The 18488-nt window shown below is 70.9% G+C and carries 8 protein-coding genes; all 8 read right to left on the bottom strand.

The window, feature by feature from the left end:
* Positions 1-9: 9 nt before the first annotated feature.
* The 8 genes from ON33_RS16550 to ON33_RS16515 all read right to left on the bottom strand — a co-directional run bounded on the left by ON33_RS16550 (position 10) and on the right by ON33_RS16515 (position 18460).
* Complete coding sequence (locus tag ON33_RS16550) at positions 10-210, bottom strand: hypothetical protein (protein WP_040859782.1); 201 nt, start codon at positions 208-210, stop codon at positions 10-12.
* A gap of 210 nt (positions 211-420) precedes the next feature.
* Positions 421-984, bottom strand: a complete 564-nt coding sequence (locus tag ON33_RS16545) for a peroxynitrite isomerase (protein WP_083869009.1) — start codon at positions 982-984, stop codon at positions 421-423.
* Positions 985-1005: 21 nt separating this feature from the next.
* On the bottom strand, positions 1006-1827 hold the full coding sequence (locus ON33_RS16540; protein WP_040859781.1) for an ABC transporter permease: 822 nt from the start codon (positions 1825-1827) through the stop codon (positions 1006-1008).
* A 1-nt stretch (position 1828) separates the two neighbouring features.
* The gene (locus tag ON33_RS16535) at positions 1829-2662 is read right to left on the bottom strand and encodes an ABC-2 transporter permease (RefSeq protein ID WP_051152323.1); all 834 of its coding nucleotides are present in this window, start codon (positions 2660-2662) and stop codon (positions 1829-1831) included.
* Positions 2659-3732, bottom strand: coding sequence for a daunorubicin/doxorubicin resistance ABC transporter ATP-binding protein DrrA (locus ON33_RS16530; protein WP_051152372.1), 1074 nt, complete (start codon positions 3730-3732; stop codon positions 2659-2661). The genes ON33_RS16535 and ON33_RS16530 overlap by 4 nt, the downstream gene beginning before the upstream one ends.
* A gap of 32 nt (positions 3733-3764) precedes the next feature.
* The gene (locus ON33_RS16525) at positions 3765-17003 is read right to left on the bottom strand and encodes a non-ribosomal peptide synthetase (protein WP_040859780.1); all 13239 of its coding nucleotides are present in this window, start codon (positions 17001-17003) and stop codon (positions 3765-3767) included.
* A gap of 37 nt (positions 17004-17040) precedes the next feature.
* Entirely contained in the window at positions 17041-17448 is a 408-nt protein-coding gene (locus tag ON33_RS16520) for an AMP-binding protein (RefSeq protein WP_051152321.1), read from the bottom strand.
* 148 nt (positions 17449-17596) lie between these two features.
* Entirely contained in the window at positions 17597-18460 is an 864-nt protein-coding gene (locus ON33_RS16515) for a helix-turn-helix domain-containing protein (RefSeq protein ID WP_040859779.1), read from the bottom strand.
* Positions 18461-18488 lie beyond the last annotated feature (28 nt).

The following is an 18488-nucleotide window of genomic DNA, read 5'->3' as shown; positions in this document are numbered from 1 at the left end:
CGGATCAGGTCAGCGATCGCCGTAGCCGCTGTCGGTGCGGGTGCAGGCGAGGGCTTGGATCACTCCGGGACTGTCGGTGACGAAGTGCTGGTCGGCTAGGAACTTGACCGGTGGTCCGTCGGCGGAGGCATCGCCGATGATCTCGGTGACGCCCGCTCCGGCGAGGATCATTCCTGCGGTGGTGACCAGCAAAAGGGCCGAGCGCTTCATATCCCTCTCCCTTGTTTTGGGGATGAGTCGGGAGACCCGAACGGTCTGCTTCGGTGATCCGGTGCTCATTAAGGGTTGGCTGACTGTTTGCCAATGGAAGAAACGGTAATCGGTCACTTATGCCGAAGGCAACCCGCAAATGTGCTGCCGCACTCCGGTTATCCGGCGGTCCGGCAGGTCACGCGCGAGGTGGGAACGCGAAGTTCACTGTCAGTTCGCTCGCTGCATGGTCGCCGCGAGGTGGTGGGTCAGCGGTTGCTCGACCGCGGCCATGCGGAGCGAGTACGCGAGGGTGTCGCCCGCGACGGTGATGCTGCGGCCGAGGGCGGTCACCGATTTCGCGGTGCTGCTCAGCCCGATGGCGGTGGATTCGAGTTCCAGGCGCAGTTCGCCGTCCTCGGTCACCAGGGTGCCCTCGCAGATCTCGGTGATGCCGGTCGGGTGGGCGAGGATCAGCTCGACGCGGTCGGCGCCGATGGCCCGCAGATAGCCCGTCTCACTGTGCATGGGCCGGCTGCCGTCGGCGGCGCGGGTGCGCTGCCGGTAGGTGAGGAAGGGCCGGCCGACGTGGCCGAAGTGCACTTCCTCCAGGTACTCGAACGGTTCGATGGTCGGGTACTCGCCGCGGCCGCGGCCGCGCCAGGTGCCCAGCAGCGGGGCGAGGTGGGCGATATCGGGGTGGGGCGCGACGGCGGTTTCGGGTTCGAGCACGGCGGACAGCTTAATCCGCCCGGCACGCGGTGGCGGGAGGTGCACCCGTCCGCGCGCCGACATTCGCGATAAGGGGTATTGATCTCAGCGTCGGCTGGCCCGGCGGTAGCCGTAGGCTGCGGGGATCGCGAACACGATGATCAGGCTGAGGGTCCAGGCCAGGGTCTGGACGAGCGGGCGCGCCACCGGTCCGCCCTCCGACAGCGCGCGCATGGTGTCGACGGCCACCGACATGGGTTGATTCCGCACCACCGGTTGAATCCACCTCGGGTAGGCCCCGAGGGGCACGAATCCGGTGCTGAAGAACATGAGCAGCGAGGACAGCAGCGCGACGGCCTCGACGAGCGTGGACTTGGCGGTGAACACGGCGATGGCGGTGACCATGGTCGCGAACGCCAGCCCGAACAGCACGGGAATCCACAGGTAGGCGAACGTCTGCAGCGGTCCCTGGCGGAAACGGAAGCCGAGCGCCATACCGAACAGGATGATGACGACGGTCCCCGCGAAGATGCGGCAGCCCTCGGCGATGATGCGGGCGGCGAGCCCGGAGGCCCGGTGCACCGGCAGCACCCAGAAGCGGGACAGGATGCCGGCCTCGCGTTCCCGCCCGAGCATGACGCCGCTGGCCACGGTTCCCGACAGCGCGCCCACGAGGGTCACCATGGGCGTGGATCCGTACAGCGCGCTGTGCCCGGAGAACTTCTCGATCTGCGAGCCGACCACGATATTGAGCATGAGCAGCAGCAGGCACGGCACGACCAGGGTCTCGAGCAGCGTGATGGGGTCGCGGACCCAGCGCAGCAGCAGCCGCTGGGTCTGAATCCAGGTGTGCCGCAGCAGAGCCGGGGCCGAAGCTTCACCGAAGACGAGAGTGTCGGCGGTGTCGGGGTGTTCGAGGGTGGCCATGTCATGACCTCTTCAGGTTCTGCCGGGCGAGGAAGTAGCAGGACACCGAGGTGCTGCCCACGAGCCACAGCACCGTCGGCATCATGAGCGACCAGGTCACCGGACTGGCCTTGCCGAGGGTGTCGCCGCCGAGGGCGCGCAGCCCCTCCGCGTATTGGGAGATGGGCTGGTTGCGCACGAAAGGCTGGACCCAGCGCGGGAATTGGTGAGCGGGGGCGAGGCCGGTGGAGAGCATGCCGAGGATGAGGGGTGGCAGTACCAGCATCTGGCTGGTGGCTTCGGGGCTGCGGGTGGCGGTGCCGATGGCGTCCGCGCCGAGGCAGAAGGAGATGCCGATGACCAGCCCGAGGGCCAGGAACCCGAGGGTGTCCGCGGTGCCGCCGACGAAGCGGAACCCGATCACGTGGGTGCTGATCACGGCCGAGACGAGCCCGATGAGCAGCCGGAAGACGTTGGAGGACATGCGCGCCGCAGCGGGGACGAGCGGGTGCATGGGCATGGCGTCGAAGCGCCGATCGAGTCCGGAGACGGCGTCGGTGGCGGCGCGGAAGGCGGCGGAGACGGCGGTGAAGGCGCACGCCTGCAGGATGACGATGGGGGCCATGAATTGCGCGTAGCTGCTGAATCCCAGTCCGGCAAAGGACATCACGCGGTTGAGCGGGATGTAGAAGCTGGCGGTGAAGGTGACGGGTGCGAGGACGGCGGTGATGATCTCGCCGGTCTTGACCGAGGGCACGATGAGCCGCACGGTGAGCACCCACCATTGGGCGAGGGTGGCGGGGGTGGCGCGGACGTTGGTGAGCCACCCGGTGGGTGCGGCGTCGACGGCGGTCATGCCCGGCTCCGGTCCTCGGCGCGGTGGCGTCCCTCCGTCGTCCGGAATCGGACGGAGGGCGAATCTTCCTCTTCCTCTTCGGCTTTGGCGATGTGCCCGGTGAGTTCGAGGAAGACGTCGTCGAGGGAGGGCCGCCGCAGCGCGATGTCAACGAGTTCCATTCCGGCGGTGTCGAGCCGGCGCAGCGCTTCGGCGAGGGTCTTGGCGCCCTCGGGCGCGGGGATGGCGATCCGGTCCGAATCCTCGGTCAGGGCTTCGCGATTGGCGGCGGGCAGCAGGTCGCCGAGGGCGCCCGCGATGGCGGGCAGGTCCTCGATGCGCAGCGGCACGATCTCGCAGTAGCTGCCACCGGTGCGCGCCTTGAGTTCGTCGGCGGTGCCGTGGGCGATGACGAGGCCGTGGTCGATGACGATGATGCGGTCGCAGAGCGCGTCGGCTTCTTCGAGGTACTGCGTGGTGAGCAGGGTGGTGATGCCGTGTTTGCGGAAGCCGCCGACCAGGTCCCAGACGCCCTGGCGGCTGCGCGGATCGAGGCCGGTGGTGGGTTCGTCGAGGAACACCACCTCGGGCCGGACCACGAGTCCGCAGGCGATGTCGATGCGCCGCCGCATGCCGCCCGAGTAGGTGCCGACACGGCGTCCGGCCGCCTCGACCAGATCGAATTCCTGGACGAGTTCGTCGGCGCGGGCGCGGGCAGCGCGTTTGCGCAGGCCCATCAGGCGGCCGAACATGACGAGGTTCTCGTACCCGGACAGGGCGTCGTCGAGGGCGGCGAACTGCCCGGTCAGCATGATGGAGCGGCGGACATCGGCGGCGTCGGCGACGACATCGTGCCCGGCGACCAGCGCGCGCCCGGAGTCGGGGGCGATGAGGGTGGACAGGACATTGACCATGGTGGTCTTGCCCGCGCCGTTGGGTCCGAGGATGCCGAGGACCTCCCCGGGCGCGGCCTTGAAGGTGACGCCGCGCAGCGCCTGGACGGCGCCGAAGGATTTCTCGACGTTCTCGACGACGACACCGTCGAGGCCGGTGTCCGCGTTGCTCGGGGGTGCGACCGTCCTGGTTTCCACGGTTGTTGTATCGGGTTTGCCATTGTCGGTGTTCACGGCGTCCCTCCCAGATGTGCGTCGAGAATGCGCGCGATGGCCGCGAGCGCGTGCGGTGCGGTGAGTTCGTCATGGCTGACGTCGATGTCGTGGTTGGTGATGACGCCGGTGATCCAGGGCCGCCAGCCGTCGGGTCCGAAGATCTCGGAGGTGTGCACAGTGGCGCTGAAATACAGTGCGTCGCCGTGGAATACGGGCCGCTGGTAGCCGGTGCGGGTGCGGGCGGAGGCGTTGTAGGAGGCGGCCATGCGTTCGAGCGTCCGCGCGTCGACCAGTTCGACGCCGCCCATGCGGTCGCGGATGAGGGCGGCGGCCTGCTCGGCGCTGGTGTCGGCGGGGACGTCGGTGATGCCGAAGACCGAACCGAAGGCCGCGACGAAGGACCCGGCGGTGAGCGTGTCGATGCTGTCACCGTCGATATCGGTGCTGTCCGCGTCGAGCAGGGCCAAGGTGGCGACCTCGTCTCCGGTTTCCTCGAGCTGGGCGGCGACGGCGTGCGCGATCAGGCCGCCGAAGGACCACCCGAGCAGATGATAGGGGCCGCGCGGTTGCAGTCGGCGAATTTCGGCCATGTAGCGCGCGGCGAAGTCGGCGATGCTGCGGGCGTGCGGTTCGCCGGACAGATCGGGGGCCTGCAGGCCGTAGATGGGCCGGCCGGGCGCGAGGGTGTCGGCGAGGCCGAGGTAGGTCCAGGCGATGCCGGAGGACGGATGGATGCAGAACAGCGCGGGCTCGTCGCCGCCGGGGCGGATCGGCAGCACCACGTCCAGTCCGAGGCCGGGCGGGGAATCCGCGCGGGCAGCGGCGAGTTCGGCGGCGGCCTGCTGTTCGCGCAGGTATCGGCGTTCGGCTTCGGCGGCGGGTGCGGCGGCCGGTGAGGTGGCGAAATAGGCGGCCGCGGCGAGCGTGTCGGTCCACAGGTGGGCCAGCATGGTGATCTCGTGGCGGGGCAGCAGGGTTTCGGGGAAGGTGAAGCTCGCCTGCAGGCGGTCCCCGGCCACGACGGCATTGATCTCGATCTCGGCGGTGACGGGCACGTCGGCGTGTTCGGTGGCGTGCAGGTCGCCGAATTCGTCGGTGGGCAGCCAGCCGAGATCTTCGAGCCCGGCCGGAATGTCGGCGGTGGCGTAGCGGCCGAGGTAATTGAAGCCGATCCGCCCGGGGACCCGGGCGGGCAGGTCCGCGGCGGTGTCGGGGTTGAGGTAGCGCAGCATGCCGTAGCCGATGCCCTTGTCGGGCACGGCCATCAGCTGGTGTTTGATCGCCCGGATGGCGGTGCCCATGGCCGGGCCGCCGGCGAGGGCGTCGCGAATCGGGATGTCGGACAGGGCGAGTCGCACCGGGTAGACGGTGGTGAACCAGCCGAGGGTGCGGGAGAGGTCGGCGCCGGGCACGATCTCCTGCTGTCGCCCGTGCCCTTCGAGCCGGATCAGCACGGCCTCGCCGGGTTCCATCCGCCAGCGCATGACGGCCAGGGTGAGCGCGGCCAGCAGGGTGTCCTCGACGGTGCCGTCGAAGAGCGCGGGCAGGGTGGTGAGCAGGGCGGTGGTGACATCCGCCTCGAGTTCGACGTCGACGGTGCGGACGGCCGTGACGCGGTCGACGGCCGGGTCGAGTTCGCGGGGCCCGATCATCGGGTCCGGGGTGGCGGCGATCTCGCGCCAGTACTCGAGCTCGGCCGTGCGGGTTTCGCTGTGCGCGGCCTCCTCGAGCGCGTGCGCCCAGCGGCGCAGGGAGGTGCCGGTCTCCGGCAGGATCGGTGTGGCGTCGCCGCTGATCTGCGCCCAGGCCGCGATGAGGTCGGGGATGAGGATGCGCCAGGACACGCCGTCGATGACGAGGTGGTGGGCCACCAGGATGAGGCGGCCGCGGCGGTCGGCCGGGCTGCCCGGTGCGGGGTCCAGCCACACGAGCTGCAGCACGGTCCCGGTGGCGGGGTCGAGGCGGCCGAGTGCGGAATCAAGTTCGGTGACGGCGTACTCGCGCAGGTCGACGGCGTCGCCGGTGTCGAATTCGATGCGGTGCAGGAGCGCGTCGACGTCGACCGCGCCGGGTTCGCGGATGCTCATCCGCCACTCGCCGTCTTCCTGTGCGAGCTGGGCGCGCAGCGCGTCGTGGTGGTTCACGACGGCGGTGACGGTGGCGACGAGTTGTGCCCGTTCGATGCCCTGCGGCAGTTCCAGCACCGCGGTCTGCGCGAATCTGCGGTGGTCGCCGCCGCGTTCGAGCATCCAGCGCACGATCGGGGTGAGCGGCAGCTCGCCGACCCCGCCGCCGGGCAGTTCCTCGAGGACGACGGTCTCGCCGGCGGCCGCGGCCAGGGCGGCCAGCGCGGCGACGGTGCGGTGCTCGAAGATCTGCAGTGGCGTGAGTTCGATGCCGCGCAGCTTGGCGCGGGAGACCAGTTGGATGGCGAGGATGCTGTCGCCGCCGAGGGCGAAGAACGAGTCGTGCACGCCGACCCGGTCGCGGCCGAGCAGTTCGGCGACGAGTTCGGCGAGCACGGTTTCCAGCTCGGTGCTGGGTGCGCGGTATTCGGTCTCGACCTCGAACACCGGCGCGGGCAGCGCCTTGCGGTCGAGTTTGCCGACGGCGTTGAGCGGGATGGCGTCGAGCACCACGAACGCGGTCGGCACCATGTAGCCGGGCAGCTGGTCGGCGGCGTGCGCGCGCACGGCGGCGAGGTCGACCTCGCGGCTCGGTTCCGGCAGCAGATAGGCCGCGAGCGCGGTCGCCCCGCCGGGCCCGGGAACGCCCAGGGTGACGGCGAATTCGACGCCGTCGGCCGCGGACAGCGCGGCGTCGATCTCACCGAGTTCGATGCGCTGGCCGCGCACCTTGACCTGGAAATCGGTGCGGCCCAGGTATTCCAGGCGCGGTTCGTCGAGGTACCCGGTCCAGCGCACCAGATCGCCGGTGCGGTAGAGCCGTTCGCCGGGCCGCCCGTGGGGGTCGGCGACGAAGCGGGACGCGGTGAGACCCGGCCGCGCGTGGTAGCCGCGCGCCAGGGCCGGTCCGGCCAGGTACAGCTCCCCGGCGACGCCCATGGGCACCGGGCGCAGGCGGTCGTCGAGGACGAGGGTGGCCGCACCGCGGATCGGGGTGCCGATGGTGACCGGCTGCCCGGCGACCAGAGGTTCGGAAGCCGTTGCCCAGATGGTGAATTCGGTCGGCCCGTAGAGATTGATCAGCGTCCGCCCGGTCGCCCACCGGGCCACCAGATCCGGGCCGATGGCCTCACCCGCCACGGCCAGCACGCGCACGCTGGACACCTGCTCCGGGTCGAGGGTGGCCAGCGCCGACGGCGTGATGACCAGGTGCGTGACGCCCTGCGCCGCGATGAGATTCGACAGCGCCTCGCCGCCGAAGACGTCGGGCGGGGCGACCACGGCGGTGCCGCCGGATCCGAACGCCATGAGCGCTTCGAAGGCGGAAGCGTCGAAACTCGGTGAGGCGACCTGCAGTACCCGGCAGTGCTCACCCAGCCCGAGCAGCTCCCGCTGGGCGCGCACGAGGTCGGCGATACCGCGATGCGAGACGGACACGCCCTTGGGCGTACCGGTCGATCCGGAGGTGTAGATGAGCCACGCGGGCTGATCCGGGTAGGTGGTCATGGCGCGAATCCGGCCCTGCCCCAGCCTGATCTGCACGCTGGAGGCGGCGGGATCGTCGAGCACCAGCCACCCGACGGTGTCGGGCAGCAGTGCCCGGTGCGCGCTGGTGGTGAGCCCGAGCACCGCGCCCGAGTCGGTCAGCATGTGGTCGATGCGGTCCAGCGGGTGCCGCGGATCGATGGGCAGGAACGCCGCGCCGGCCTTGGCGCAGGCCCAGATGGCGGTGATCAGCTCGGCGCCCCGCGAGAGTGCCAGCGCCACAATGGTTTCCGATCCGGCCCCAGCGGCCGAGAGCTGCATGGCCAGCCGCTGGGATGCGGTGTCGAGTTCACGGTAGGACACGGCGCGCCCGTCGGCGATGACGGCCGGGCACAGGCGGTGGGCGGTGGCGGCGGCCCGGAAAACCTGGGCGAGCGTGGTGATCCGGTCGTGGCCCGGTCCGCGCAGCGGCACGAGCGCGGCGCGTTCGGCCGCGTCGAGCAGGTCGATATCCGACAGCCGGATCCCGGGATCGGCGGTGACGGCGGTGAGGATCCGCTGCCACCGGGCCACCAGTCGCGCGGCGGTCGACTCGTCGAACAGGTCGGTGGCGAAGGTGAGCGTGCCCTCGAGCCCGGCCGTCTCGGCGCCGGGCAACGGCGCCCGCAGGTCGAAGGTCAGGTCGAACTGTGAGGCGTCCCGTTCGATGGGTTCGACCGCCACCCGCAGGCCGGGGAATTCGACCGTCGGTGGCTGGAAGTTCTGCAGGGACAGCGACACCTGGAACAGCGGGTGCTGCGCGGTCGACCGCGGCGGGTCCAGGATCTGCACCACCCGCTCGAACGGCACCTCGGCGTGCGCGAAGGCATCCAGGTCCGTCGCGCGCACCTGGGTGAGGAACTCCTTGAACCCCTTGGCCGGATCGACGGGTGTGCGCAGGGCGAGGGTATTGACGAACATGCCCACCAGGTCGTCGAGCGCCGCCTCACCGCGCCCGGCCACGGCGGTCCCGATCAGAATGTCGTTTGTGCCCGACAGTCGCGACAGCAGCACGGCGAGCGCGGCGTGCAGCACCATGAACAGGCTGGTGTCGGTCGCCGCCGCCAATTCGGTGAGCGCGCTGTGCAATCCGGCGTCGAGCTGGAACTCCAGGTCCGCGCTGTGCAGGCTCTGCACCGCGGGCCGCGGCCGATCGGTCGGCAGCTCCAGCACGTCCGGCGTCGCCGCCAGCCGCTCCTGCCAGTACCGGATCTGCTGCGCGGCACGCGATTCCGCGTCCTTCTCGTCGCCGAGCAGCTCGCGCTGCCAGATCGAGTAGTCCGCGTACTGCACAGGCAGCGGCGGCCGCTCGGCCTCGGCGCCGGCGCTGCGCGCGAGGTAGGCCGTCACCAGGTCGGTGGCGAGCGGCGCCATGGAGGCGCCGTCCGCGCTGATGTGGTGCACTACGAGCACTACGACGTGCTCGGCCGGCGAGGTGCCGGTCAGCCGGAGCACGTGGACCCGCAGCGGGGCCTCGCGGGTGAGATCGAAACCCGCCCCGGTGGTTTCGGCGATGGCGGCGCGCAGGGCCGGGCCGTCGTCGGTGTCGGAGAAGCTGATCTGCGGTGCGGCCGCCTCGGCGTTGAGCACCACCTGGCGGGGGCCGTCGGCGTCGGCGGGATAGAGGGTGCGCAGGGATTCGTGCCGTCCGACCACATCGGCGACCGCCTGGCGCAGCGCGTCTGCATCCAGCTCGCCGAAGCGCGGAGAGGCGGAGCGGAGGCGCAGGGCCGCGGTGATGTTGTAGGCGGCGGAGGTCGGGTCCAGTCGGTTGAGGACCCACATGCGTTGTTGCGCGGGGGACAACGGAATCCGGTCCGGGCGGATGCGCGGGACCAGGGTCGGCAGGCCGGGAATCTCGGTGCCGGGCACGATGCGCGAGGAGAGTTGCGCGACGGTGGGGGCGTCGAAGAGGTCGCGCAGGGCGATGGTGGCGCCGAGGGCGGCGTTCACCCGGGCCACCACCCGGGTGGCGGTGAGGGAGTTGCCGCCGAGGTCGAAGAAGGAGCGGTCGATGCTGACGCGTTCGGTGTCGAGGACGTCGGCGAAGACCTGGGCGACGGCGGTCTCGACGGGGGTGCGCGGGGCCAGGTAGCGCTGGCCGAGGGTGGCGAAATCCGGTGCGGGCAGGGCGTTCCGGTCGAGTTTGCCGACCGGGGTGAGCGGGACGTCGTCGAGTTCGATGAGGTAGCTGGGCACCATGTAGCCGGGCAGTGCGGCGGCGATGCGGGTGCGCAGCAGTTCGGTGTCGAGGGCGTGTCCGGCCGCGGCGACGACGTAGGAGACCAGCACCGTCTGGCCGCCCGGTCCCGGGCAGCCGATGGTCGCGGCGTAGTCGACCTGTTCGTCGGCGGACAGGACGGCGTCGATCTCGCCGAGTTCGATGCGCAGGCCGCGGATCTTGACCTGGAAGTCGCTGCGGCCCTGGTACTCCAGCTCCAGCTGTGTCCCGTCTGAGGTCTTGACCTCCACCCAGCGCACCATGTCACCGGTCCGGTACATGCGCGCGCCGGCCGCGGTGTACGGGTTGGCGACGAAACGGGCCGCGGTGAGCCCGAACCGGTTGAAGTAGCCGCGGGCCAGCGCGGGCCCGGCCAGATACAGCTCCCCGGTCACCCCGATGGGTACCGGCCGCAGCCACCCGTCGAGTACCAGGGCGGCCGCGCCGCGAATGGGCGAGCCGATGGTGATGGGCTCCCCGGGCCGCAGTTCGCCCGGCCCGGTCGCCCACACGCTGAATTCGGTGGGGCCGTACAGGTTCACCATGCGCCGCCCGGCCGCCCAGGCGGCCACCAGTTCGGGCCCGGCGGCCTCACCTGCCACCGACAGGCAGCCGAGGTCGTCGAGTCCGGCCGGGTTCATGGTGGCCAGGACCGACGGCGTGATGACCGCGTGCGTCACCCCCTCGGTGCGCAGCAGTTCCTCGAGCGCGCTGCCGCCGTACACATCCGGCGGCGAGATGACCAGTCGTCCGCCCGCGCCGTGCGCCATGAGCAGTTCGTGCACCGAGGCGTCGAAGCTGGGGGAGGCGACCTGCAGGGTGCTGGAGGTCTCGTCGAGGTCCAGCAGACTCTGTTGCGAGGCCACCAGATTGGCGAGTCCGCGATGGCTCAGCAGCACGGCCTTGGGCTTGCCGGTGGAACCGGAGGTGTAGATGAGGTACGCGGTCTGGGCCAGGTTGATGGGCCCGCCGCGTTCGTCGTCGGTGATGTGCGCGTCGGAGACGGTCATGACGCGGCGGATGGTGTTGAGGTCGTCGAGCAACAGCCAGTCGATGGTGCCGGGCAGGGTCTCGCCGACCTCGCACACCGTCACCCCGATGGGCGCGCGGGAGTCGGTGAGGATGTGCTCGATGCGCTCGACCGGATAGCTGGGGTCCAGGGGCAGGAAGGCCGCCCCGGTCTTGGCCAGCGCCCAGACCGCCATCACCGATTCCACCGACCGGGTCAGTGCCACCACCACGAAGCTCTCGCGGCCGACCCCGCGCCGCAACAGGACTCGCGCGAGACGGTTGGACCAGGTGTCGAGGTCGCGGTAGGTCATGGTGAGTGCGCCCGAGCTGACGGCGATACCGTCGGGATTGGCGCGCGCGCCCGCGGCCAGGATATCGGGCAGGGTGCGCAGGGGCGTGGGCGTGCCGCCGCGGACGGGCAGCAGCCGGGTGCGTTCGATCGGATCGCAGTGCTGCAGTTGCGCGGTGCGGCGCTCGGGGTGGCCGGCGATCTGGTCGAGCAGCAGCACGAACCGGTCGAGCAGCCGGCGCGCGGACGCCTCCGGCAGTTCGCCTGCCATGAATTTGACTGTGATCTGCAGGCTTTCGCTGCCGTCGGCGGCGCGCTGCGGAATCACCATGAGGTTCAACGGGTACGGGGTGGCGTCGGTGCCGGACACGTCGAGGATCCGCATGCCCGCGATATCGAGTGCGCGCGAAAGGGTTTCGCGGTCGATCGGATAGGATTCGAAGACGGTGAGGGTGTCGAACAGCTCGGGCAGCCCGACCGCCTGGTGGATGGCGGCCAGCCCGACATGCTGGTGGTCCAGCAGCCGCGCCTGCTCGGCCTGCACCCGCGCCAGCAGCTCGCCCACGCGCTCACCGGGATCCAGCCGCACCCGCACCGGCAGAGTGTTGATGAACAGCCCCACCATCTCCTCGACCCCGGCCAGCTGCGGCGGCCGCCCGGAGACGGTGCCGCCGAACACCACATCGGTGCGGCCGGTGAGCATGGCCAGCAGCAGCGCCCACGCGGCCTGCACCGCCGTGTTCACGGTGGCGCCGGCGGTGCGCACGGTGCCGGTGAGGCGCTCCAGCTGCGCGGTGGTGAATTCGACCGAGACCATGCCGGATTCGGTCGAGGTGAGGCCCGCGAGGCTGGGCACCGCGCGGGTCGGCGCGTCGACGCCGGCCAGCGCCTCGGTCCAGGCGGCCAGCGAGGCGGCGGCATCCTGCCGGTCGAGCCAGGCGAGGAACTCGCGGTACGAGTGGGCAGGGGTCTGCGGAATCTCGTGCCCGGTCACCGCGGCGAGGTAGCCGGCCAGCAGTTCGCGCACCACCAGCGGTGTGGACCAACCGTCCAGGGCCAGATGGTGATTGGTCATCAGCAGCGTGTACGCCTCGGGCTCGGTGCGAATGAGGCTGAAGCGCAGCAGCGGCGGCCGGGCGAGGTCGAAGCGGGTGCCCGCGTCCACCGCGATCAGGCGGGCCAGTTCCCGCTGCCGTTCGGCGGGCTCCGCGATCGTGGTGAGATCGACTTCCTGCCAAGGGATTTCGGCGCGTCCGAGCACCAGCTGCCGGGGGCCGTCGGTGGTCTCGACGTAGGCGACCCGCAGCACCTCGTGCCGTTCCAGCAGGGCGGACGCGGCGGTGCGCAGCCGGGCGGCGTCGACCTGCCCGGCCAGCGACAGCTGGGTCTGGACTGTGTAGCCGTCGGCGGTGTCGGTGTCATAGCGGGCATGGAAGAGCAGGCCGTACTGCAAGGGCGACAGCGGCCAGATCTCGGTCAGGTCCGGGTAGTCGCGTTCCCAGCCGTCGATCTGCGCCTGATCCACCGTGACCAGCGGGAAGTCCGAAGGCGTGTGCCCGCCGGACCCGGCATGGCGGGCATGGATCACCAGCGCGGTGACCGCGCGCCCCCACAGCCGCGCGAATTCGCGCACCTGCCCGGGCGTGAGCAATCGCGACGCATAGGCCCACGTCACCTCCAGGCCGGCGGCGGTGTGGAAGGCATTGATGTCGACGACGGCCGCCAGCGGTGCGCGGTCGTCCTGGGTGGCGGCGAATCGGACCGGCACCCAAGGGCTTTCGGCGCCGCCCGGGTGCTCCACACCGGCCCCGGTGCGGCCGAGATAGTTGAAGCTGATCTGCGGTGTCGGCGTCCCGTCGAACTCGGCCGCGGTGGCGGCGTCGAGGTAGCGCAGCATGCCGAAGCCCACACCCTTGTCGGGGATGGCCCGCAGTTGCTCCTTCACCGCCTTCAGCGCCGCGCCCGCCGCGGGTCCGCCCCGGAAGGCGTCGTCGAGATCCAGGTCGCCGAGGTCGAGCGCGACCGGGAACACGCTGGTGAACCAGCCGATGGTGCGCGTGATGTCGGCGCCCGGCAGTACCGCTTCCTCACGCCCGTGGCCCTCCACCGTGAGCAGCGTCTGGTGGGTCTGTCGCCAGCGGCTGGAGGCCAGGGCCAGCGCGGTCAGCAGGGCGTCGTCGAGGCCGCAGTGGAACCGCGCCGGGATGAGTTCCAGTGCGGCCGTGGCGGTGTCGGGGTCCACGACGGTGCGCAGCTGACCCATGGTGGCCACGGTGTCGAGCTCGGGATCCAGGGCCCGGGTGCCCAGCCGCGGGTCCGGCGTGGTGAGAATCCTGCGCCACTGCGGGATCTCGCCCGCGCGGGCCGGGGTCTGTTCCAGCTGGCCATGGGCCCAGCGCCGGAAGGAGGTGCCGACCGGTGCGAGCGGGCCGCCCGCCCACGCGGTGGCCAGGTCCGGCAGCAGGATCCGCCAGGAGACGCCGTCGGTGACCAGGTGGTGCAGCACCACCCAGAGCAGGGGCAGCGCGTCCTCGCGGTCGATGAACACGAAGCGGGCCACGACGCCGGCCGCGGGATCGAGCAGATCGGCGGCGCGCTGCAATTCGTCCTCGCCGTCGCTGTCCGGGCCGGCGGTCACGGTCTCGATGAGGGCGCCGGCCTCGACCGCGCCCGGCTCGCCGACCCGCCATTCCCACGGCTGGGTGTCGTGCGCGGGCCGGCGGATGAGGGTGCTGCGCAGCAGGTCGTGCCGGTCGACCAGGGCCTGCACGGCGGCGGTGAGCCGGGTCCGGTCGGCTTCGCCGGAGGCGATCATGTCTTCAGTGCGGGGCAGCGGGATCAGGACGGCCTGGGCGAATCGGGGCCAGTTGTCGCCCTGCTCGAGCATGGCGTGCACGATCGGGGTGAGCGGGATCGGGCCGACCGGGCCGCCGGGCAGCTCCTCGATCACCGGTGCGGTGACCTCGGTGGCGACGGCGGCCAGCGCTGCGACGGTCTTGTGCTCGAACACATCTCGGGCGCGCAGCCCGAGCCCGGCCGCCTTGGCCCGCGCCACCAGCTGGATGGCCACGATGCTGTCGCCGCCCAGGGCGAAGAAATTGTCGTCCGCCGCCACCGATTCCACGCCCAGTACCGATGCGAAGACCGTGGCGAGCGTGCGTTCGCGCTCGGTGGCGGGGGCTCGGCCCGCGCGGGGCCCGGAGCCGAAGTCGGGGCGCGGCAAGGCGCGGCGGTCCACCTTGCCCGCCGGGGTGAGCGGCAGTGTGTGCAGCACCATCACCACCGACGGCACCATGTGCGCCGGAAGCTGCTGGGCGACGGTCGTTCTCACGTCCTCGGGCGCGACCACCGAATCGGCCGCCAGCACGTACGACACCAGCGCCGTCGCCCCGCCCGGCGTGGTCGCACCCACCGTGACCGCCATCTCGACACCCGGATGCCGCGCCACCGCGGCGTCCACCTCGCCGAGCTCGATGCGGAAACCGCGCACCTTCACCTGGGTGTCGCCGCGGCCCAGGTACTCCAGCTCCCAGCGTCCGGCCCGCCGCCGCCAGCGCACCAGGTCGCCGGTGCGGTACATGCGCGCGCCCGATGCGAACGGGCTGGCCACGAAACGCGCGGCGCTCAGGCCGATGCGCTGGTGGTAGCCGCGCGCCAAACCCGGTCCGCTCAAATACAGTTCGCCGACCACGCCGGGCGGCACCGGGCGCAGCCACGGATCCAGCACGATCGCCGCCGTGCCGCGGGACGGACCGCCGATGGTGATGGGATCACCTGGTTCGAGCGGGGCGCTCAGGGTGGAGGTGACGGTCGCCTCGGTCGGGCCGTAGCCGTTGATGACGCGACGCCCGGCCCAGCGGACCGGCAACTCGGGCGGGCAGGAGTCGCCGCCCACCACCACGGTGCGCAGCCGCGGCAGGGAGTCCGGTTCCAGTGAATTCGCCACGGCCGGAGTCACATTCAGGTGGGTCACCTCCAGGCGCCGCAGCACCCGCGCCAGCTCGTCCCCCGCGTAGGCGGCCGGCGGCACCACGGCCACGCTCGCGCCGACCGCGAAGGCGACCAGCAATTCCTCCACCGAGATGTCGAAGCTCGGCGAGACGGCATGCGCCACCACGGCATCCGAGCCGACGCCGAATGCCGCACCCGAACCGGTGACCAGATTCGTCAGGCCCCGGTGGGTGACCGCGACGCCCTTGGGCAGGCCGGTCGACCCGGAGGTGTAGATGAGGTAGGCGACCTGGTCCAGGTGCACGGGCGCGCGGCGGCCGGCATCGGTGATCGGGCCGGAATCGCCTGCGGCGATGAGCTTCTCGGTGTCCGGGTCGTCCAGCACCAGCCATTCGATCCGATCCGGCAGCGCCGCCCGGGCGCTCGCCACCGTCACGCCCGCGACCACGCCGCTGTCGCTGAGCATGTGCTCGATGCGGTCGATCGGATAGCCGGGATCGACGGGGACGAAAGCCGCGCCGGTCTGCGCCACCGCCCACATGGCCAGCACCGACTCCGCCGAGCGGGGAATCGAGATCGCCACGGCGCGTTCGGGTCCGGCGCCCGCCGCGATCAGCAGGCGGGCCAGTCGATGCGCGTAGCCGGTGAGCTCGCGGTAGGTGAAGGCGGTGCCGTCGACGCGCAGGGCGATGGCCGCCGGATCCCGGCCGGCTCCGGCGTCGAGGATCTCGGGCAGTGTGTGCGGCCGGGAGCCGTCACGTCCCAGCGCGGGCGCCAGCGCGGTGCGCTCCTCCTCGGAGAGCGCGGTCACCGCCGCGAGGGGCTGGTCGACGCCCCCGGCCAGGAAGCGGTGCAGGAAGTCGAGGAACCGCGCGTGCAGCAGGGCCAGCTCGGGCTCGTCGTAGCGGTTCGGGTTGGCCTGGAAGTCGATGCGGGTGCTCTCCCCGCCGCCGCCCGGATAGACGTTCACGAACAGGTCGTCGATCATGCCCGAGGTCAGCACGTGCAGCTGCCCGGTCACCCCGCCCAGGCGGATGCGGGTGTCGGCGAGCATGAGATTGACCGTCGGGCCGAAGCCCGCCACCTCGTCCATGGCCCAGCCGAGGTCACGGATGATGTCCTCCTGCCGGTACCGCTGGCGGCGCAGGGCGGCAGTGAGCTCGCCCTGGGTGGCGCGGATGAGATCCCCGACGGTGGCGGTGGGGGAGGGGTGCAGGCGCAGCGGCACCACATTGGCGACCATGCCGCCGGAGCGGCGCAGGATGGCGGTGGTGCGGCCGGACACCGGCAGGCTCAGCACGATCTCGCCCGCCCCGGTCATGGCGCTCACATAGGCGGCGAACGCGGCGACCACGACGGGGGCCGGACTGGTCGACAGGGCGGTGGTGAGCGAATCCAGCAGGGCCGCAGTGGATTCCGGCAAATCGCCACTGAGCAGGCGGGGGTGGGCGTCGACCGCGCCGGTGCGCCGGCCCAGCACCGCCGGTTCCGGCAGCCCCGCCAGATGGGTGCGCCAGTACTCCCGGTCGGCCTGCAGCTTGTCCGAATTCCGGTATGCCGCATCGGCTTCCACGATGCGCTGCAAGGGTTCGGCCTTGCCGGGCGGGATCTCGCGCCCGGCGGCGGCCTCGTTGTAGATCTCCGAGGTGCGCTGCAGCATGGTGAGCGCGCCGACGCCGTCGATCAAGATGTGATGGAAGCGCGAATACCAGTACCAGCGGTCCGGGCCCAGCCGCAGCATGGCGACCAGGCACAGGCGATCCCGCGTCAGATCCAGGGGAGCGGTGTACTCGGCGCGCATCCACGCCTGCGCGGCGGCCTCCGGATCGGGCGCGCCGCTCAGGTCGACGGTCTCCATGCGATCGTCGAGCGTGGTGTCCACGACCTGCCAGGGCAGCTCGTCGATTTCCATGAGGCGCAGGTAGCCGGTGCCGAACTCGCGTCCGGCGCGGCGAGCCGCCCCGGCCAGCAGCTCCACGTCGACAGGGCCGGTGAGCTCGACGTACTGGGCGATCGAGACGGGTGTATCGCCGGCCAGCTGCTGGGCGAACCAGATGCCGCGCTGGGCCGCGGAGAGGGCGAAGGCCGCGGACGAATCAGGGGTAGATGCGGACAGGGTGCTGAAGGTCATTCGGAAACATCCTGCTGGCGAAGAAGATTCGATGCGGTCAGGCGGCGACTCCGGCCGCGGGCCGCAGCTCCGCCTCGGTGAGCGGGGCATCCGAGCCGGTGAAGTACTGCACCAGCGTGGAGCGGTCGTCGAGTACCAGCCAGCGGCCCGGATCGGTGACCAGCTCGCGGCCGGCCTTGGTGGTGATGCCGAAATCGGCACGCGCCACCGCGGATTCGGTGGTGAGCGGCACCGGAATCGCTCCGGTCTTGGTGACGGCCAAGCGGGCCACCGCAGCCTCCAGCTGCGGGGTCTCCGCGATTACGATGCGAGCGCCGGGGTGGGCTCCGAGGCGCAGCAGCATGCGGGCCACGCGGTTGCTCCAGCGATCCAGCTCGGCGTAGCTCAGTTCGCAGTCGGCGGCGGTCACCGCGATGGCGGCGGGCGATTCGACCGTCTTGCACATCGAACATCATCCTCTCGGAGGGGGCGCTTGCGGTGGTGTTCGGTATGTATCCACTGTCGCCTCCGCGCGCCGTGGCCGATAGCGACCACAGTGCTGCCCGAACCCGCTCCGAGGGTGCGTCTGTACCCACCCTGGGGTGGGTGGAAGATCAGCCGCCCAGCTCGCTCATCGACTGGGAGATCATCGAGATGGAGTCTCGCGGGCTCAGCGCCATGGCCCGCAGCTGGTCGAACATGACGCCGTAGCGGCGCACCTCCGGGTGGCCCTCGATCAGCTCGTCGCTGGCGATGCCCTCCACATAGACGAGTTCCGGGTCCGCCGGGTCCGGGAAGTCCAGCAGGGTGAAGGAGCCCAGCATGCCCGGGTGCGCGCCGGCGTCGAAGGGGAGGATCTGCAGGATCACATTGCGCTTCTCGGTGTGCTCGAGCAATTGGGTGAACTGCTGGAACATCACCTCCGGGCCGCCCACCAGCCGGCGGATCACGGCCTCGTCCAGCACCACCCACAGCTCCAGCGGATCATCCTTGATGAGCACGTTGGCCCGCTCCTGGCGAGCCCGGATGCGTTGCTCGATAACCTGATCCGAGATCTTGGGCATGGTGGTCTGGTAGACGGCGTTCGCGTACGCCTCGGTCTGTAGCAGCCCCGGGATATAGGTGGACTGGAAGAACCGGGCCGACAGCGCCTCGGCCTCGAAGTTGATGTAGGCGCCGTACACCTCCGACACGGCGTCCTCGAAAGACCGTGCCATGCCAGGGCGGAGCGCGTCGACCAGCAACTGCAAGGCATCTGAACGCTGCGGCTCGCCGATGCCGTACAGGTCCAGCATGGCTGTCAGGGTGCGGCGCTGGGGCCTGGCCTGAGCGGTTTCGATGCGGTAGAGCGTGGTCACGTTGATGCCCGTCTTGGCGCTGACCACTTCTTTGCTGAGCTGCGCGTTCTCGCGCATCTCGTGCAGCATCGCAGCGAGCCGCCGCAAACGGACGGTAAGCACGGTGCGCTTGCCTGCCATGACAACCCTTTCGCCTGTCGCACTTGCA

Source organism: Nocardia niigatensis NBRC 100131 (assembly GCF_000308655.1).
Lineage (GTDB): Bacteria > Actinomycetota > Actinomycetes > Mycobacteriales > Mycobacteriaceae > Nocardia > Nocardia niigatensis.
This window is presented reverse-complemented; position numbering and strand designations above follow the sequence as displayed.